The sequence below is a fragment of the Novosphingobium sp. ST904 genome (genome assembly GCF_001298105.1).
Classification (GTDB): Bacteria; Pseudomonadota; Alphaproteobacteria; order Sphingomonadales; family Sphingomonadaceae; genus Novosphingobium.
Map to the genome: position 1 here is coordinate 1 of NZ_LGJH01000089.1, position 17,319 is coordinate 17,319.

The window sequence follows — 17,319 nt, forward strand, 5'->3', positions numbered from 1 at the left end:
GAAAGTGCGACGAGGGCCAAGCAAAAGCGGAGGATCGGACGGCAGCGCGAGCGCTAATCGTCACACGCCCACGCTGCCGTTTATGAGTTTACGACCTAGAATTTCTCTTTTTCGAACTCGCGAACTCGCTGGTCCTATCCACGCAGGAATGGAAACGACAGGGACGCATTTTGAAAGTCATCCTGTTCGGCGCCTATGCACGCGGTACTGGAACGCGGGAGTTACCGGGCGGGCGTACGCCAAAGTACTCGATCCTTGTGGTGGTTAGCGATGACCGGCTTGCGCAAAAATCCGACTTTCCATTGCATGCAGAAGATCGACTCATGCGTGAACATGCCATCACGCGGCAACTTGCCGTACCGATCAGCCTGTCGATCCGCGGTATCAAGTCGGTCCACCGCGATCTGTCGCACGGTAAATCGTTTGTGTGTGGGGCGGTGGCTGACGGCACAGTACTCTACGAACTACCAGGTCATCCCCTGTCATTGCCAATGGTGCCGGACCACGCTGCCGTGCTTCAGGAGCGCCGCGCGGATTTCGATTACTGGTTCTCCAGCGCGAGCGAATTCCTGGAGTTTGCCCAGATTTCGCTCGCCCGCAAGTGGCTCAATCGGGCGGTCTTCCAATTTCATCAGGCGACGGAGGTCCTGTACCACACCGTACTGTATATGCTGACGGGAGACAGTCCGCGATCGCAAAACGTTACCTGGCTTCGTGACCGAAGCGAGGACATCGTGCCTGCGTTGGCGAGGGCGTGGCCTAGCGAAACGAAGTCGGAAAAACGCTGCTTCAAGCGGCTGCACGACTCCTACGTGAAGTCGCGATACGATCGCCAATATCGGATCTCTGAAGACGAGCTGGCTTGGATTGCGGGGCGTGTAGATTACCTGCATTCCGAAGTTCAGGCATTGTCTTGCGACCGATTGGGAGTAGATTTTATGGTGCGCGGCGAGACCTAAGTATCCCTGATATAGCTCTTCAGACTGGACCTTGGATGCATTTGTACCGGCGTCCCGCTAATATCTGAATGGCGCTAGAAATGTTGCAGAGAGCATTCGAATGAATTTTTTTGGGCCGACAGAGGAATGTCGCGTTTGGAGAAGTGAAAGTGAGATAGCTGCCGGTCGCTAAAAGGCAGGGCAGAATGTGCGATAAAGCTTCGCTCAGAGTATAACGCTATCAAATTAGTGCTTGAGCGTGGTCACATTGCTGAATGTTATGCTCTTGGCGCTGTCAAAAGTGTCGCTGTACCCACGCAGTTGCGATTCATTCGCAACATCGATAGGGCGCATTTCGCCATGTCGAGCAACTCCGCCTTGCTATCCCGTCTGCTGACCACCGAGCGCGCCGCCCTGGTGCGCTGGCTGGCGAGGATGGTGGGCAGCGTCGCGGCAGCAGAGGATGTCGCGCAGAACCTATATTTGCGCGTGCAGAGCGTGAAAGACGATCCGCCGATCATCAACAAGCGCTCCTTCCTGTTCCGCCTCGCCTCGAACCTGGCGCTGGATCATCTACGCGCCGCGCGGCGACAGGCAGCCCTGTTTGTCGAGGAAGCCGATGGTCACGGCGTCCCTTCGCCGGATCCCAATGCTGAAACGCGCCTGCTCGATCAGGAAAAAGTTCGCCAGATTGCTGCGGTAGTCGATACGATGCCGCTCCGCTGCCGACAGGTCTTCGTGCTGGTCAAGATCGACGAATTGAGCGTCTCGGAAGCAGCGGAGCGGTTGTCGATCAGCCAGGACATGGTGCGCAAGCATATCCGTCATGCCCTGGTGCTGTGCCATCGGGCTTTGTCGGACGCGGCCGAAGCATGAGCGATCCTGCGATGACACCCTATCGTTTTGCTTGCGCCGAACGTCATGGGATGAAAGCGGAATGCAGATTGGCGGCAATTTCGCATGGGAAATGACTGTATGCCGCGTGATACCGAGGCGCCTTTGCCGAATTCGCTTGCCGATGAAGCGGCCTATTGGGTTTCCGCCGATTTCGACGGCGAACTGCCTGCCAAAAAGCGAGCCGAGCGCGATGCCTGGCTGGCCCGAGATCCAGAACACGCGCGCGCCTATGCGCGGATGCAGGACCTCTGGATGCAGATGGGCGCCGTGCCCGAGACTCCGGCGCTGCGCGCATCCCTGCCGCAAGAGCCCGTTCGCAAGACCCGAAGGCTCGCTCGGCCAGGGGCACGCGTGCGGCGGCGCTGGGCAATTTCCGCGATCGCCGCAAGCCTCATTTTTGCGTTGGTCTGGTCGGCGCAGGGCTGGATGACGATGCTCCAGGCTGACGCGATGACCGGAACCGGCGAGAGGCGCACGATGCGACTTGCCGATGGTTCCACGATGCAGTTGGGGACACACAGCGCAGTGGCTTTCGAATTTGCAGGCAACCGCCGCGTGGTCCGGCTACTGACCGGCGAGGCTGCATTCACCGTGGCACCCGATCCATCGCGCCCGTTCCGCGTGCAGGCGGGCGCGGGATCGACGACGGCGCTCGGCACCCGTTTCCTCGTCCGGCGCGACGGCGCCGAAACGCGTGTAACCGTCACCGAACACAAGGTGCGCATTCGCTATCCGGCCGAGGACGGCACCTCTGCCGTCCTGCACGAAGGCAAGAGCCTTTCCTATGGGCCCGCAGCAGGGATCGGCCCTGCATTCACGGTCAACCCGGACGATGCCATGGCGTGGACCGAAGGAGCGCTGGTGTTCAAGGATGCGCCGCTCAGCGAGGTCGTCGCCGAGATCGGGCGCTACCATCGAGGCTATCTGGGGGTAGTCGGTGCGGCGCGTGACTTGCGCGTCAGCGGGGTGTTCCACATCGACGATCCGGTTGCGGCCATCGCTCAACTCCGCAGCTCTCTGGGGCTGCGTTCGGCCCAGCTCACTGACCGCATGATCTTGATTTTCAGCTGATTTTCCGGTCAGGCGAAAAATTTTCAACCTGAGCTCTCGTTTCGCAAACCATGATCGTCATAGATGCAAGGCGTTCGCATTAGCAATAACGCCTCGAGTTCAACGACGTTCGGGGATTATCCAGAGTGAAGATTTCGACAAAGGCGCGCGGCGGGCAGCGCGCGAGCGGCAGGCTGATGGCCGCCGTACTCCTTGCCGGTACGACGATGGGGCTTTCGGCCGGGATCGCCGCTCCGGCGCTGGCGCAAGAAGCCCGGAGCTACGATATTCCCGCCGGCGCGCTGGCCGATGTTCTCAACAGCTATGCCCGGCAGGCCGGTGTCGAACTGGCCTATCGCGCCGAATTGACAGCGGGCGTTTCAAGTCCCGGTCTCAAGGGCAGCTTTGCCCCGGCGGAAGGCCTTTCGCGCATTCTTGCCGGTAGCAGGGTGACCTTCCGCCAGACCGGGCCGCGCGCCTTCACGCTGGAGGCTGCACCTCGAACCGCGGATGGCACCATCCAGCTTGGGCCGGTGCAGGTTCAGGGCAGTGATGGCGGAAACGGCGGCAGCCTGGCTGGACTGACCAGCGATCCTGCCGTGAGCGAGGGAACCCGTTCCTACACCGTACGCAGCACCTCGACCGCCACCAAGCTGGCTCTCTCCCCGCGGGAGACGCCCCAGTCGGTCTCGGTCGTCACGCGCCAGAAGATGGACGACCAGAACGTTCAGTCGCTCGACGATATTGCCCGCACCACGACGGGGATTACCTATACCAAGCTCGGGACCGACCGCTCGACCTATTACGCGCGCGGATCGGAGATCACCGATATCCAGTTCGACGGAATTCCGAGCAACATTTCCGAGAACTACTCGATGGACGTGATGTCCACCGCGAACATGGCGATCTACGACCGGGTCGAGGTGGTGCGCGGTGCCAACGGGCTGTTGCAAGGCACCGGCAATCCTTCCGCAGCGATCAATCTCGTGCGCAAGCGGGCGACGCGCGACTTTCAACTGGGTGTCGAGGCAGGCATTGGATCATGGTCCAACTATCGCGGGCAGGTGGACGTTTCCGGGCCGATCACCAAGGGCGGCGACGTGCGCGCGCGCGCCGTGGCTTTCTACAACAACGCGGGCAGTTACCGTGACGGCGCCAGCAGGGACAATCGCCTGCTGTACCTGACGGCGGAAGCCGATCTTACCCCCGGCACGTTGCTGCGCGTCGGCGGCACCGCGCAGCGCGATTACAACCACGGCTACGACTGGGGCGGGCTCAACACCGACGTCAGCGGTGCGTTCTACGATCTGCCGCGTTCGGCCTCGCTGGCGGGCAAGTGGGCCTATCTCAAGCGCCGCAACTATTCGGCCTTCGGCGAACTGCAACAGCAGATCGGCAGCGACTGGAAGATCGTGGTCGCCCCCAGCGCGATCTGGTCGGACGCGGACTTTCGCTCGTCCTATCCGGCACGTTCCTCTGGCGACATCTACCGGCTGGTGGTCTCCGACGTGGACTACCGGGACCGGCAGGTGGGGCTCGACGTCTATGCCACCGGCCATTACCGGCTGCTGGGCGGCGAGCATCAGCTAGTCCTTGGCGGCAGCCTGCGGCGCGACAAGTTCGATTTCACGATCCACACCGCATCCAATACGCCGACCGTCGACATCACCGACTATGACTATGCGTCGATCACAGCCCCGGTGCTCAACACCGCCAGCACTTATTACAATTACAACCGCAAGGAAGGCGGCCTTTACGGTTCGACCCGTCTGGCTCTGGCCGATGGGCTTCATGCCATTCTCGGCGCACGCCTGAGCTGGTCGAGCTACACCGTCCTGAGCCCTTACGTGAACGACGAATACAGCTCGAAAGCCCGGTTCCTGCCCTACGCCGGGGTTGTCTACGATCTCGACAACCACCATTCGCTCTACGTCAGCTACACGGAAGTCTACAAGACGCAGAGCTACTACAGCGCGGGCAATACGCTGCTTGATCCGATCCAGGGACAGAACTACGAAGCCGGGGTAAAGGGCGAATACTTCGACGGGCGCCTGAATGCATCGTTGGCGGTGTTCCAATCCAGCCTGCTCAACATGCCCGAGGCCACGACGGCGGACAAGACGTGCGGCGTCACCGGTACGTCCACCTGCTACGTCGAAGGCGGGCGCGTACGCAACCGCGGCTTTGAAGTCGAGGTTTCCGGCTCTCCGCTGCCGGACTGGAACGCGACGCTTGGCTTCACCTATAGCGATCCCGAATATGTCGCAGGCGTCAACAAGGGGACGGACTACAACACCCGCATTCCGCGCAAGCTGTTCAAGTTCTCGACCGACTACCGCCTGCCGGGCAGCTTCAACCGCATGCGGCTGGGCGGCGACCTTTATGTCCAGAGCAAGATGTATACCCAGACCGCAAGCTATACGATCAAGCAGGGCGGTTACGCGCTGGTTGGACTGCACGCGCGCTATGATGTCAGTGAAGCGGTCGAACTGGGTCTCAACGTCAACAATCTGCTGGACAAGACCTACTACCAGTCGATCCCGACCTCGAACAACTTCGGCGGATTGTTCTACGGCGATCCGCGCAGCGTGATGGCAACGGTGCGCGGACGTTTCTAAGTGCCATCCAACAAGCCGATTATACTGTCACCCTCCTCGGACAGCCCTGCGCTACCCGAGGAGTGTGACCCTGCGCGAGATGACACTGTCGGCTGGCGATTTGCGAGCGATTCAAGAACCTTTCGCTACGCGGACCAAACGGATTCGCTGACCACGCGTCTGGTCGGATTGGGCGGGACAAGCGCGATCGGCCTGGCCATTCTTGCTGGGCTGTTCCTGACCTGGCAGACTTATACGGCCATGCCGCCGCCTGCGACGCTGACGGCGTTCAATGTCGCACGCCCGGCTGCTCCGCCCGAACCCGTTCGCGAAGTGCCGCCAGGGCCGGAGCAGGTGAAGAAGGACAAGCCCGTCCCGAAGCCTCAAGTACCCGAGATCGAAGCGCCGAAGATCGTCATTCCGACCGCCAATGTCGTGGCAGCAACGCCGCCTGCCAAACTCGTGCCGCCCGATCCCGGCCCTCCGGTGAAGGATACTACGGCGCCAGCCAGCAAGCCCGTGCCGCCCGCCCCGCAAGTTTCGAGCGGCAGGCCGACATGGCAGGGCCTCGTCCTCGGCGCCCTCGACAAGGTGAAGCGCTATCCGCGAGACGCCCATTTCGCACGGCAGCAGGGCGTTCCGTACATCCGCTTCGCCATGGACCGGCAGGGCAAGGTACTGTCGGTCAGGTTGGAGCGCTCGTCAGGTGTCCGCTCGCTGGACAACGAGGCTTTGGCGCTTCCGAAGCGGGCGCAGCCGCTGCCCAAGCCGCCAGAGGATGTGAAGGGCGAAGCTATAGAACTGGTCGTGCCAGTTGAGTTCCTCATAACCTGACGGGGACCATTGCATGACCGTATCGACGCTCCCGATCCACCGCCGCACCCGCGCCGGCGCGGGCTGGCATTGAAGTCATGCCTCCCGGCAGTTCTTATGTCAGTCAGAACGGATTGATGTTGCTTTGCTGGATCGCGGAAGCTCAGAGAGGAGCAGGGTCAGTTTCGTCTTGGACAATCGCTGTCTGACCGCCGTCGTTGGGCGTTGCGTACTAGCGTTGGATGCGCCCCCTGCGCGAGTCTCAACTGACACTGTATTTTTCCCGCTTTCCGAAAGTCTGGCTACGACTGGTTTCAGGAGATGGCCCTGTCTTGCGGTATGACCGACTTGGGCGCGTTGCTGCCGTCTTGGTTTATCAGGGCCAGAGCGCCGTTCCAGCGAGCAGATGCCTGCGCGGCCATGGCGCTGTTCGCCTTGCGTCATTGCCCGGTTCCCGAGGTGACGCCTCAGATAAGCACGAGCCGTGGGAAGCCGGCAGCCTTTGCTTGCTGCATGATCCGAGGCTCGATTTCGGCGCCAGCCGTGTTGAGAATGGCGGCGAGCGCAATGTAGGCCCCGATGACGAAGACCAGTTCGATGACCTGCTGCGTTGTGAAATGCTCCACGAGTTGGGCGAGCGTCTGTGGCGCTATGCCACCCTCCGCGTAGATCTCGTCGGTGGCGCGTATCAGCAGGATTTCCAGGCCGGACCATTGGTCATCGGCATCGTCGTTCTGCAGCGCATCGAGATTCGCCTTGGTCAAGCCGGCGCGCGCTGCCGAAAGCGTGTGATGGATCCATTCGTAATCGGAGGCCCGCCGCCACGCGACGCGCGAGATCGCGATTTCCCTATACCACGCACAAAGTACGAAGCCTTCCGCGACCTTGGCGTTGAAGCGGAGCCAGGGATCAGCGAGCCCCGGTGCGCCAAGAGCAGGATCGAGTTGAAGTCCGAATCCGTGGTGGTCGAACCGGGCGGAAGCATGAGCGGAAATAGCGCCTCGACTTCCGGCGTCCACTGCTCTTCCGGCAAGTTCGATATCCGCTGGCCGTTCTGAAGTGCGCTGGCGCTCATCATTCCGGAAGGCCTTCGACGATGACGACGCGCCACTCGGCTGCATTTTTCCGGAAGGCTAGCGCCTCCTGGTAGGCAGGGCTTGCGTACCAGGCCCTTGCCTTTTCGATTGAGGGGAACTGCAGCATGACGACGCCGTCGGGATTGTCGCCTTCCAGTGCCTGAGAGGTGCCGTAGACCACCAGAGGACGGATTCCGAATTGCTGCTGGAAGGCTGCCGCGCTCTCCCGATTGCGCCGGGAGTATTCCGCGATCGCAGTCTCGTCCCGCACAGGGCTTTCGCGATAGACAATGATATAGGCAGGCATCGGTAGGGTCTCCCGTGTTCAGGCGATGGGTTCTTCACCGACAAGGGTCGTCCGGCTGAGCAGGCGGCCACTGTCGGCCGAATAGGCCTCGACGCGGTGCATCACGCCGGTATTGTCCCAAATGATCAGGTCACCCGATGTCCATTCGTGGCGATAGACGAATTGCGGCTGGGTGGCCCATGCCTGCATGTCATCGATGATCCTGCGGCCTTCCTCCTCGCTCATCCCGTCGATGCGGCCAGCGGTGAGGCCCAGCAGCAAGGACTTGCGCCCCGATCGATGCGTCCAGACCATCGGATGAACCTGTTCAGGGTGCTCGCGCCAGCGAGCCAGTTGCGCCTCGCTCGGATCGGGATGCATCGCGCGCTGGATGTATTCCTGCGAGTGGACCACGCGCAGGCTGTCCGCCTCTGCCTTTCGATCTGCCGGGAGATCGTCATAGGCGGCGTAAGTGTTGGCGAATTCGGTCTGGCCGCCGATTCTGGACAATACGCGCGCGGTCAGCAGCGAAGCCCGTGTTGGCACCATGTCCTGAGCACCGTCGACATGCCAGTGGACAGTGGCATGGAGGTAATCGGCGGTGTCATTCAGCGCGGGATCGAGCGAAATCTTGTAGATGCCCTTCATGCCCTGGTCGATCACCTCGCCGAGGGTCCGGGCGAAAGCGAGTTGCTCGTCATCGGTCAGGTTCAGTTCGCGAAACAGCAGAACCCCGCGCTGTTCCAGCAGTTCCCGTATATCCTCGCCCAGGCCCCCTTGGAGCAGATCCTGCTTGCTGGCCTTGATCTCCGTGCCGATGCGCGGGGTCAGGTCTGCGGTTTCGAATTTCATCATCTCTCTCCGATTGCGGTCTAACGGCAGCTCGATCACCCGCCTGCGCGTCAGACGAATTGCGCGAGGGCATCCGTTGAAAAGGGAACCATTTCGTCAAACCGGCCGGTCTGTGCCTTGTGGGCCCAGTCGGGATTGGTGATCAGCGCGCGGCCGATCGCGATCATGTCGAACTCGTCACGCTCCATGCGTTCGACCAGACTGTCGATGCTTGCAGGCTCAGAATGCTGGCCCTTGAATACCTGAAGGAAATCGCCGTCCAGCCCAACCGATCCGACGCTTATCGTCAGTGCACCGGTCAGCTTCTTCGCCCATCCTGCGAAGTTGAGGCCCTGCGCGCCGTCCGCTTCCGGAAACTCGGGCTCCCAGAACCGGCGCTGCGAACAGTGCAGCACATCCACACCGGCTTCGACCAGCGGTACGAGCCAGTCCGCCATCGCTTCGAGGGTCTGTGTCAGGCGTGCGCTGTAGTCCTGCTGCTTCCACTGGCTGACGCGCAGGATCAGCGGGTAATCGGGCCCGACCTCGGCGCGGATTGTGGCAATGATCTCAGCCGCGAAGCGCGACCGCTCCTTCAGTGTGGGGCCGCCATAGCGGTCATCGCGCAGATTAGTACCTGCCCAGAAGAACTGGTCGACCAGGTAACCATGGGCGCCATGGACTTCCACGCAATCGAAGCCGAGACGCTTGGCATCCGCTGCCGCCCGGGCAAAGGCGGTGACGGTATCGGCAATGGCTTCCTCGCTCATGGTGTCGCCGCGTACCTGATCCGGTGCGATAAGGCCCGAAGGGCTTTCCACCGTGAAGTCAGGTTCCCAATCCATACTGCTGCTCCGGACCGCGCCAGTGTGCCAGATCTGCGGCGCTATCGCACCGCCGGCACCATGGACCGCGCCGACGACATCACCCCATCCTTCCAGATCGTCGCCGTAGAACCTGGGCACATTGGGCTCGTTCCGAGAGGCCGGCCGGTCCACCACGACGCCTTCGGTCACGACTAGCCCCACGCCGCCTTCAGCGCGCTTGCGATAATAGTTGGCATGCGCAGCGCCGACAGCTCCATCGATGGCGAAACCGCGCGTCATCGGCGCCATGACAATGCGGTTTTTCAGGGTCATCGACCCGATGCGCAGGGGGCGGAAAAGAACGTCGGCATTGCAGGCCATGGGGCGTGATCCAGTGTTGCGGCAAGATGGCCGCTTCCTGGCCGATGCCCTCGGCCGGTATCAATCCCGGATTGTTCAACCCCTTAACTATCCCCCCGCGTGACCGGCAGAAAATCACGGTCCATCATCGTGTGCAACTGTGCGATGATCCGCTCCAGTGCGTCGCGATCGCCCTGCGGCAACTGCCGATAGTGATGCACGAACCGTCCGGCATGCTCGAGGTCGCTGCCGATGCAGCGCACCTTCTCGGCCCCTTCGCTGGTATGCAGCAACATCTTCGTGCGACGATCGGCGGCCGCTTCCGTGCAAGTCAGCAGCCCCCGCTCCGCCAGCCTGGCGACCCGACCCGACAGCGCGGCGTTCGTGACGTTGAGAGCGCTGGCGAGATCGGTTGCCCGCATCGGCACTGGATCGTTCATCATCAGGGCGCTGAGCAGGTGGAAGTCGGCAATGCTCAGGCCATGTTGCCGGCTTATCTGGTTGAGGTCGATCCCCATGAGCTGGCCCACCTTGAACAAGTGCCAGATCGCGCCGAAGTGGCTCACATCAAGCCCCAGATCGGCAAAATAGGCCTTCCCGGCTGCAACCTGATCGACAGGGCGCACCGACTTTGTAGGGCGATTGGTCATCGCCGGATCAAGCCGCGATTAGCCCCATCTGGCAAGCATGATTTCGTCATCTCGGCATAGCGCCCAAGCATCACCTCATTTGCTCGGATCAGACACTGGGCAGCGTTGAAAAATGGGGTGGCGTCAACTCGATGGCGCGCAAAGCTCCAGCTGGTCTGAGCCCGTGGATTTCCTCCAGATTTGAGTAGAGTCCTGCCCTTGGAGTCGGATGGCTATGAAGCGGAGCAGGTTCAGCGAGGAACAGATCATCGCGGTGTTGAAGGAGCAGGAGGCCGGAATGGCGGCCTGGATGTCTCCGAAGCCCGGCGGCTGCGTTCGCTGGAAGAGGAGAACGCTCGGCTGAAGCGTCTTCTGTCTGATGCGATGCAGGATAACGCCATGCTCAAGGAGATCAGCCTGAAAAAGTTCTGACGCCTGGAGCGAAGCGTCAGGCGGTGGGTCATCTCCAGGAGGTTTCCGAGGTGAGCCGGCGCAGGGCTTGCGAGACTCTGGGCGTAGATCGAAAGAGCGTGCGCTACGACAGCCGCCGACCGGACGATGCTGCGGCACGGGCACGCATCCGCGAGTTGGCCGGGCTGCCTCGCCGGTTTGGCTATAGCCGCTTGCACTGGCTGCTGTGCCGAGAAGGATGGACAATGAACCACAAGAAGTTTCGGCGGCTGTATCGAGAGGAACGCCTACAGGTGCGCCGGCGCGGTGGCCGCAAGAGGGCCTTAGGCACGCGAGCATCCATGACGATGCCACAGGGCCAAACCAGCGCTGGAGCCTCGACTTCGTATCTGACACCCAGAAGGTCATGAGGTTCGGCTGATCCCGCCAATCTACGTGAAGCCTTTCGTGAAGCGGCAGAAGAACGACGCTGCAGACGCGGCGGCCATTGCCGAAGCCGCTGTACGCCCGAACCTGCATTGCGTCGCGGTCAAAAGCGCGGACCATCAGGCGAGGGGCTGTGGCCTATCGCACCCATCAATGTTTTGTGAGCCAGCGAACGCAGACTATCAACGCGCTACGAGGACACTTGGCCGAGTTCGGCCTGGTATTCCCCCAAGGGGTTCCTCATCTGAAGGAAATCCGCGCAGCCGGTGACGACGAGGATGTCGACGTGCCTTCCAGTATCCGGGAGATCGCAGGCCTCTACCTCGAGCATATCGACACCCTGTCCGAATGGGTCAAATCGGCATTCGCAAACTTCTCGTCGTCGGTGCGATGAGCAGGATACGATGGATCGTGCGCAAAGGCGTTCTCCCCGACAACTGGCTGGGCCGCATGATGGCTCGCCGGCCCAGGATGGTGGTCGCCGTAGCACTGGCGAACAAAATGGCGCGGACAATCTGGGCGATGATGACCCGCGAGGAAGACTACCGTTTGGCGTGATGGCGTAACTGCCATAGCGCTCGGGGCCTCGGTCCCGACAAGGAGATCGACTGATACTATGCGGCAAGGACTTCAATGTTCACGATACGGCTAACCAGTCACAGTGCCAGAGCAAACCAAGCTCGCTGAACCGATGTGGCCCGGATCGTTCGAACTGCATAACGGCCCGTGGCGTCAGCAAGCCACATCGGAGGCCTGACACACGACCGATGAAGCGCTCTGCCGAGCAAAGTCAGAAAATCACCTTGCAATCTCGGAGGCATCCACGCGCGCGGGCGCCAGCGTTCCGTCAGCGTGGATGGCAAGTATTCTGGAATACCGGAAGGTCTCGAACCAGTCCCTGTATCTCTCGGAACGGTCCCGGCAATTTCAGCTTGCGAATGACGTATGCCGCAGTTTCACCCTTGTCGGCCGGATTGATCCAATGCCTGAATGAGGGCGTCCTCTACCCGTTGGTCGTCAGACTGCGCCACGTTGAAACGCATGAACGGCGCCGCAGACTGCGATACGCTGAATACGTTGCCCGGGGCCAGCACTACGCCAGCCTCCAGACAGTGCCGGGCGATATCCGCAGAATCAAGGTCTCCAGGCAGCCGGCACCATAGATAGAAGCCACCTCGCGGCATGAGCCATGGCACGATTCCCAGCTTCGCCAAACGTGCGGCGGTGCGGTCCCGCGCCTGTGCCAATCGCTGTCGGAGTTCGGCCATATGTTTTCGGTAGCTTCCACCCGCCAGCACATCGGCGATCAACTCTGTTGCCACCGGACTGGGCCCGCCGAAGCTCGTCGCAACCTGAAGATCAATCAACCCCTCGATCCAGTCGCGACGCGCAGCGATATAGCCGCAGCGCACGGATGCGGAGAGGGTCTTGGAGAAGCTTCCTATGCGGATGACCCGGTCGAGCCCGTCCAGAACGGCAAGACGCGGCGACGGCGATGGTTCGAAATCGGCGAAGATATCGTCTTCCACGATCGTGAGGTTATGGGCTTCGGCAGCGCTCAGCAGTCGGTGCGCCGACTGGTGGGAAATACTGGCCCCGGTTGGATTGTGGAGCGCGGAGTTGGTAATATAGAGCCTTGGCGTATGTGCAATCAGCGCCGCCTCGAATGCCGCTATGTCGGGACCGGTGGGCGTGTATGGAATGCCGACCAGCTTCACACGGTGAGCGCGGAGCAGCGCCTGGAAATTGAAATAGCCGGGGTCGTCGACCAGCACTGTGTCGCCGGGATGCAGCAGAAAGCGGCAGATCAGATCGATGGCCTGCGTGCCGGATCCGGTCAGCAGAACCTGGTCAGCGCTCGCTTCTATTCCCTCTTCGGCGAAACGACCGAGAAGCAGACGGCGCAGCGCCGGGGAACCACGCGCGCTGCCATATTCGGTCAGCAGCGCATCCTCGCCGCGTGCCAGCGATCGCAACGCCTTGCGGAGTGCTGCATTGGGCATCCAGTCCGTTGGCAGCCATCCGCAGCCCGGCTTGACCATGGAAGTATCGGCGTCGAGCGATTGGCGGGAAATCCAGAATGGGTCAACGGCCCGGTCGCGGCGTGGCCCCATCTCGCTGACCGACATCGGTGGGATACTGCCTCCCGTCACGTAAAAGCCTGAGCCTCGACGCGCGGTGATAACCCCCTCGGCCGCCAATCGGTCATAGGCCTCGACCACGGTGGATGGAGACGCGGACATCGTCTCGGCAAACCCGCGGACAGAGGGCAGCCGATCCCCGGGGCCGATCGCGCGGCTTGCGATCTTCGCACGGATTGCATCCATGAGTGCTTCGGTTCGGGTTCCGCGACGCAGCCGGACCATTATTATGCCCTTTTGATTGTATGGTAGTTTTTGGACATACAGTTACCGAGTTTTGTATGGAATTGTCCCTGCCTTGTCCAGACCTTTCCGGATAGTCCGATCGCGAAAGCGAGGAATCATGGAACGGACTACAGCCGGTTGGGGCAGCGGCATCCTGGGCGTCATCATCTTCAGCGGGTCTCTGCCGGCGACGCGTCTCGCCGTCGCGGATTTCACCCCCCTGTTCGTGACATCGGGACGTGCCGTCATCGCGGCGCTGCTCGGCGCTGTCTTCCTCATGGCACTCGCGCGAGAGCGGCCTGCGCGCTCCGACCTGCTGCCCCTCGCCATCGTCTCGATCGGCGTGGTCCTCGGCTTTCCGCTTCTGACCGGTCTTGCCCTCCAGCACATCACGGCTGCGCATTCGGTGGTTTTCGTGGGGCTGCTTCCACTGTCCACGGCCATCTTCGGCGTACTGCGCGGTGGCGAACGCCCGAAACCCGCCTTCTGGTTTTTCTCGACGATCGGAGCTGCTTCGGTGGCCGGTTTCGCCCTGTACTACAGCGCAGGCGGTTCGCTGACCGGAGACATGCTGATGTTAGCATCGATCGTGCTGTGCGGGCTGGGCTATGCCGAAGGTGCGTCACTTTCACGGCGCCTTGGGGGATGGCAGGTCATAAGCTGGGCTTTGCTCCTCTCGTTGCCGGTCATGGCCATCATAGCTTTCGCTACCATGCCAATTAGTTGGGGCGACATTGGCTGGCGTGCCTGGTCCGGCTTTGCTTATGTCTCGGTCTTCTCGATGATGCTGGGTTTCGTGTTCTGGTATCGCGGTCTTGCCATCGGCGGCATTGCCGGCGTTGGCCAGCTTCAACTCCTACAGCCCTTCTTCGGGCTGCTCCTTGCGGGTGTTGTTCTCGGAGAGCCGGTTGCATGGACGATGATCGCGTCGACCGTCATCGTCATCCTCTGCGTCGCCGGCGCGAAGCGTTTTTCCTGATCGCCAGCTAGAATCTCCAGTCACAAGACATTGCTGTGGCCGAAGAATTCTATCGCATAGAGAGATGGGCCTGACGCCGCCACTTGCGTGGGCGGCGTCAGGCGCGGGTCAGGCGACCATGGCGATCAGGGCCTTGGCCACATCCTCGCTGCTGGCCGGGTTCTGGCCGGTGACCAGCGTGCCGTCCTGCACCACGAAGGGCGCCCAATCAGGGCCTTTGCGGTAATCGGCGCCCTGCGCGATGAAGGTGTCCTCGATGAGAAAGGGCACCACATCGGTCAGTTCCACGGCTTCTTCCTCGCCATTGGTGAAGCCTGTAACGGTGCGGCCCTTCACGAAGGGTTCGCCGTTGACGGCCTTAACATTCTTCAAGACGCCCGGCGCATGACACACCAGACCGAGTGGCTTGCCGGCCTTGGCGAAGCTCTGGATCAGGGCGATCGAGAGTTCGCTCTCGGCCAGATCCCACAGGGGCCCATGGCCGCCGGGGTAGAACACCGTGTCGAAATCCTCTTCCTTCACCGTTTCCAGCTTCACGGTGGACGCCAGAACCGCCTGCGCTGCCGGGTCGGCCTTGAAGCGCGCGGTCAACGGCGTCTGGAAATCGGGCAGATCGCTCTTGGGATCGAGCGGGGGCTGGCCGCCGGCGGGCGAGGCGACGGTGATATCGGCCCCGACGTCGAGGAAGGTGTAATAGGGGGCAGCGAATTCCTCCAGCCAGAAGCCGGTCTTCTTGCCCGTATCGCCCAGCGCGTCATGGCTGGTCAGGACCATAAGGATTTTCATGTGTGTTCACCTCTCTTGTCCGCCCGGCGCTTCATCGCACCGGATGCGGAAGGAATGAATGGGATGTGTTTCAGTTCTTCGGGCTCAGTATAGTTTCCAGCGCAGCCTTTTTGTCGGCGTAAGGAGCGCGCAACCGCAGTCCGCTCAGCCCTTCGACAGACTGCCGCACGGTGGGGCGGAAATGGCTGAACCGGCGGAAGCCATGCACCCCGTGGTAAGCGCCGATGCCTGAGGCTCCCACGCCGCCAAAAGGCAGGCTTTCGATGGAGGCATGCGACATGATGTCGTTGATGACCAGGGCGCCAGAGGTGACCGAGGCGGCGAAGCGTTCCTGCACGGGCTCGCGGTCGCTGAACAGGTAGGCGGCCAGCGGTCGGTCATGGGCGTTGATGCGGGCGATGGCCTGGTCCACGTCCACGGCGACGACCGGCAGCAGCGGGCCGAAGATCTCCTCCTGCATCACGCGCATGTCTTCGGTCGCGTTCAGGATCAGCACGGGGGCTATCTTGCGCGTGGCGGCGTCATGCACGGGCTCTCCGACGGCGTTGAGCGGCACGATGGTCGCGCCCTTGGCTTGCGCATCGGCGATAAGGTCGAGGAGCCGGTCGAAATGACGCGGGGCGATGATCGAGGTGTACTCGTCATTGGCCTGAATGGCCGGGAAGGCGCGCGTCATGAATGCCTTGGCCGATGCCACGAACCCCTCCACGGCATCCTGTGGCATCATCACATAATCAGGCGAGAGGCAGATCTGCCCTGCATTGAAGGTTTTGACCGTCAGGGTGCGCTCTGCCGCCGTAGCGATGTCGAAACCATCGTCCACCACCACCGGGCATTTCCCACCCAGTTCCAGCGTCACCGGCACCAGATTTTCCGCCGCGGCGCGCATCACATGGCGACCGACCGACGTGCTGCCCGTGAACACCAGATGGTCGAAGGGCAGCGATGTGAAGGCCTGCGCCACATCAGGTCCGCCGATCACCACGCCTAACTCATCGGCGTCGAACGCATCGCCAACCAGACGCGCAATCAGGTCCGAGGTGTGCGGCGTGAACTCGGAGGGCTTGATCAGAGCCGTATTGCCAGCGGCGAACACGCCGGCCAGCGGAGCAAAGGCCAGATTGATCGGGAAGTTCCATGGGCTGACAATGCCCACCACCCCCAGCGGTTGCGGTTCGATCCATGCGGCCACGGCAGGGTCGGTGACCGGGGCGCTTTCGCGTTCCATCCACTGGTCAACATGGGCGGCACTGTGGTGCAGCCCGGCCGCGGTGGTCGCGATATCGGCGGCCAGCGTGTGGTAGGCGGCGCGGTTGCCAAAATCGGCGCTGATGGCGCTGACCAGAGCGGCGCGGTGGTCGGTGATGAGGCGCGCGGCGCGTTGCAGGCGGTCGCGGCGCAGGGCGGGGCTGGCGGGGCCGGCGGCGAGATGCGCCTTCTTCATGGCCCGCAGGATGTTGCTCAGATCGTTGAAATGGTCGGTCATGGTGTGTCTCGCAGATTTCAGGCCAGCGTCAGGGCGACGTCGATGTTGCCGCGCACGGCGTTGGAATAGGGGCAGACCTCATGGGCAGCCTCGATGAGCCGCTGGGCGGCGGCGCGCTCCACGCCAGGCAGGTCTGCGGTCAGCGCGATCGACAGGCCAAAGCCCTGCGTCGCCAGCGGGCCGATGCCGACAGTGGCGGTCACCGTGGTTTCTGCGGGCACCTTCATGTCGAGTGATCCGGCGATGCTCTTCATCGCGGAGAGGAAGCAGGCGGAGTAGCCGGCAGCGAAGAGCTGTTCGGGGTTGTTGCCATGGCCGCGCCCGCCCAGTTCGACCGGCATGTCGAGCCAGACATTCAGAGAGCCATCCGCAGTGCGGGCGCGGCCATCCCGGCCCCCCGAGGAGGTCGCGGCGGTGGTGTAGAGTGTCTTGGTCAGCATGGGGGCTCCTTCGAAGCGCCGGGTCGTTTCCGTTGCCGCCCTTCTAGGTCGTAAACTCATAAACGGCAGCGTGGGCGTGTGACGATTAGCGCTCGCGCTGCCGTCCGATCCTCCGCTTTTGCTTGGCCCTCGTCGCACTTTC

17 protein-coding genes and 1 pseudogene are annotated in these 17,319 nt (G+C 62.0%); 9 read left to right on the forward strand and 9 right to left on the reverse strand.

Features of this window, described 5'->3' with window-relative positions; genetic code table 11:
- The first annotated feature begins 170 nt into the window (after positions 1–170).
- The 5 genes from ADT71_RS01860 to ADT71_RS01880 all read left to right on the forward strand — a co-directional run bounded on the left by ADT71_RS01860 (position 171) and on the right by ADT71_RS01880 (position 6,316).
- Positions 171–959 (forward strand): HEPN domain-containing protein, encoded by a 789-nt coding sequence (locus ADT71_RS01860; protein ID WP_156336404.1) that lies wholly within the window; start codon positions 171–173, stop codon positions 957–959.
- A gap of 228 nt (positions 960–1,187) precedes the next feature.
- On the forward strand, positions 1,188–1,814 hold the full coding sequence (locus ADT71_RS01865) for an RNA polymerase sigma factor (protein WP_231635491.1): 627 nt from the start codon (positions 1,188–1,190) through the stop codon (positions 1,812–1,814).
- Between the two features lie 99 nt (positions 1,815–1,913).
- Positions 1,914–2,906 (forward strand): FecR family protein, encoded by a 993-nt coding sequence (locus tag ADT71_RS01870; protein ID WP_054434584.1) that lies wholly within the window; start codon positions 1,914–1,916, stop codon positions 2,904–2,906.
- A gap of 125 nt (positions 2,907–3,031) precedes the next feature.
- The gene (locus ADT71_RS01875; protein WP_197282882.1) at positions 3,032–5,503 is read left to right on the forward strand and encodes a TonB-dependent siderophore receptor; all 2,472 of its coding nucleotides are present in this window, start codon (positions 3,032–3,034) and stop codon (positions 5,501–5,503) included.
- Positions 5,504–5,671: 168 nt separating this feature from the next.
- Positions 5,672–6,316, forward strand: coding sequence for an energy transducer TonB (locus ADT71_RS01880; protein WP_231635492.1), 645 nt, complete (start codon positions 5,672–5,674; stop codon positions 6,314–6,316).
- A 446-nt stretch (positions 6,317–6,762) separates the two neighbouring features.
- Here the strand turns inward: ADT71_RS01880 and ADT71_RS01885 are convergent, their stop codons facing one another.
- From ADT71_RS01885 to ADT71_RS01905, 5 genes are all read right to left on the reverse strand, one after another.
- Positions 6,763–7,314: a carboxymuconolactone decarboxylase family protein gene (locus ADT71_RS01885; RefSeq protein ID WP_054434586.1), complete on the reverse strand. Its 552-nt coding sequence runs from the start codon at positions 7,312–7,314 to the stop codon at positions 6,763–6,765.
- 55 nt (positions 7,315–7,369) lie between these two features.
- Positions 7,370–7,678 carry a DUF1330 domain-containing protein gene (locus ADT71_RS01890; RefSeq protein ID WP_054434588.1) on the reverse strand — a complete coding sequence of 103 codons (309 nt, stop codon included), beginning with the start codon at positions 7,676–7,678 and terminating at the stop codon, positions 7,370–7,372.
- 18 nt (positions 7,679–7,696) lie between these two features.
- Positions 7,697–8,509: a TauD/TfdA family dioxygenase gene (locus ADT71_RS01895; protein WP_054434603.1), complete on the reverse strand. Its 813-nt coding sequence runs from the start codon at positions 8,507–8,509 to the stop codon at positions 7,697–7,699.
- Between the two features lie 50 nt (positions 8,510–8,559).
- The gene (locus ADT71_RS01900; protein ID WP_054434590.1) at positions 8,560–9,675 is read right to left on the reverse strand and encodes an NADH:flavin oxidoreductase; all 1,116 of its coding nucleotides are present in this window, start codon (positions 9,673–9,675) and stop codon (positions 8,560–8,562) included.
- Positions 9,676–9,758: 83 nt separating this feature from the next.
- Positions 9,759–10,304: a MarR family winged helix-turn-helix transcriptional regulator gene (locus tag ADT71_RS01905; RefSeq protein ID WP_082370089.1), complete on the reverse strand. Its 546-nt coding sequence runs from the start codon at positions 10,302–10,304 to the stop codon at positions 9,759–9,761.
- 214 nt (positions 10,305–10,518) lie between these two features.
- Between ADT71_RS01905 and ADT71_RS32615 the strand changes: the two are divergent.
- From ADT71_RS32615 to ADT71_RS31850, 3 genes and pseudogenes are all read left to right on the forward strand, one after another.
- Positions 10,519–11,088 (forward strand): annotated as a pseudogene (locus ADT71_RS32615) (IS3 family transposase); the annotation flags it as partial.
- A gap of 234 nt (positions 11,089–11,322) precedes the next feature.
- A complete protein-coding gene (locus ADT71_RS31845) occupies positions 11,323–11,514 on the forward strand; it encodes a hypothetical protein (protein ID WP_197282883.1) in 192 nt (63 codons plus the stop codon).
- 17 nt (positions 11,515–11,531) lie between these two features.
- A complete protein-coding gene (locus ADT71_RS31850; protein ID WP_197282884.1) occupies positions 11,532–11,678 on the forward strand; it encodes a hypothetical protein in 147 nt (48 codons plus the stop codon).
- Positions 11,679–12,076: 398 nt separating this feature from the next.
- On the opposite strand, the gene ADT71_RS01920 is transcribed toward ADT71_RS31850, so the two are convergent.
- Positions 12,077–13,447 carry a PLP-dependent aminotransferase family protein gene (locus tag ADT71_RS01920; RefSeq protein WP_369818145.1) on the reverse strand — a complete coding sequence of 457 codons (1,371 nt, stop codon included), beginning with the start codon at positions 13,445–13,447 and terminating at the stop codon, positions 12,077–12,079.
- A gap of 157 nt (positions 13,448–13,604) precedes the next feature.
- Between ADT71_RS01920 and ADT71_RS01925 the strand changes: the two genes are divergently transcribed.
- Positions 13,605–14,465: a DMT family transporter gene (locus ADT71_RS01925; protein ID WP_054434595.1), complete on the forward strand. Its 861-nt coding sequence runs from the start codon at positions 13,605–13,607 to the stop codon at positions 14,463–14,465.
- A 108-nt stretch (positions 14,466–14,573) separates the two neighbouring features.
- Here ADT71_RS01925 and ADT71_RS01930 read toward each other — a convergent pair whose 3' ends face one another.
- From ADT71_RS01930 to ADT71_RS01940, 3 genes are all read right to left on the reverse strand, one after another.
- Complete coding sequence (locus tag ADT71_RS01930) at positions 14,574–15,251, reverse strand: type 1 glutamine amidotransferase domain-containing protein (protein ID WP_054434596.1); 678 nt, start codon at positions 15,249–15,251, stop codon at positions 14,574–14,576.
- 70 nt (positions 15,252–15,321) lie between these two features.
- Positions 15,322–16,737, reverse strand: a complete 1,416-nt coding sequence (locus ADT71_RS01935) for a coniferyl aldehyde dehydrogenase (protein ID WP_054434599.1) — start codon at positions 16,735–16,737, stop codon at positions 15,322–15,324.
- A 17-nt stretch (positions 16,738–16,754) separates the two neighbouring features.
- Complete coding sequence (locus ADT71_RS01940) at positions 16,755–17,177, reverse strand: organic hydroperoxide resistance protein (RefSeq protein ID WP_054434600.1); 423 nt, start codon at positions 17,175–17,177, stop codon at positions 16,755–16,757.
- Positions 17,178–17,319: the final 142 nt, after the last annotated feature.

Coding starts and splice junctions, on each gene's coding strand:
- ADT71_RS01870 (WP_054434584.1), top strand. CDS start 1,914: ATGCCGCGTGATACCGAGGCGCCTTTGCCGAATTCGCTTGCCGATGAA.
- ADT71_RS01890 (WP_054434588.1), bottom strand. CDS start 7,678: ATGCCTGCCTATATCATTGTCTATCGCGAAAGCCCTGTGCGGGACGAG.
- ADT71_RS01895 (WP_054434603.1), bottom strand. CDS start 8,509: ATGAAATTCGAAACCGCAGACCTGACCCCGCGCATCGGCACGGAGATC.
- ADT71_RS01900 (WP_054434590.1), bottom strand. CDS start 9,675: ATGGCCTGCAATGCCGACGTTCTTTTCCGCCCCCTGCGCATCGGGTCG.
- ADT71_RS01905 (WP_082370089.1), bottom strand. CDS start 10,304: ATGACCAATCGCCCTACAAAGTCGGTGCGCCCTGTCGATCAGGTTGCA.
- ADT71_RS01920 (WP_369818145.1), bottom strand. CDS start 13,447: ATGGATGCAATCCGTGCGAAGATCGCAAGCCGCGCGATCGGCCCCGGG.
- ADT71_RS01925 (WP_054434595.1), top strand. CDS start 13,605: ATGGAACGGACTACAGCCGGTTGGGGCAGCGGCATCCTGGGCGTCATC.
- ADT71_RS01930 (WP_054434596.1), bottom strand. CDS start 15,251: ATGAAAATCCTTATGGTCCTGACCAGCCATGACGCGCTGGGCGATACG.
- ADT71_RS01935 (WP_054434599.1), bottom strand. CDS start 16,737: ATGACCGACCATTTCAACGATCTGAGCAACATCCTGCGGGCCATGAAG.
- ADT71_RS01940 (WP_054434600.1), bottom strand. CDS start 17,177: ATGCTGACCAAGACACTCTACACCACCGCCGCGACCTCCTCGGGGGGC.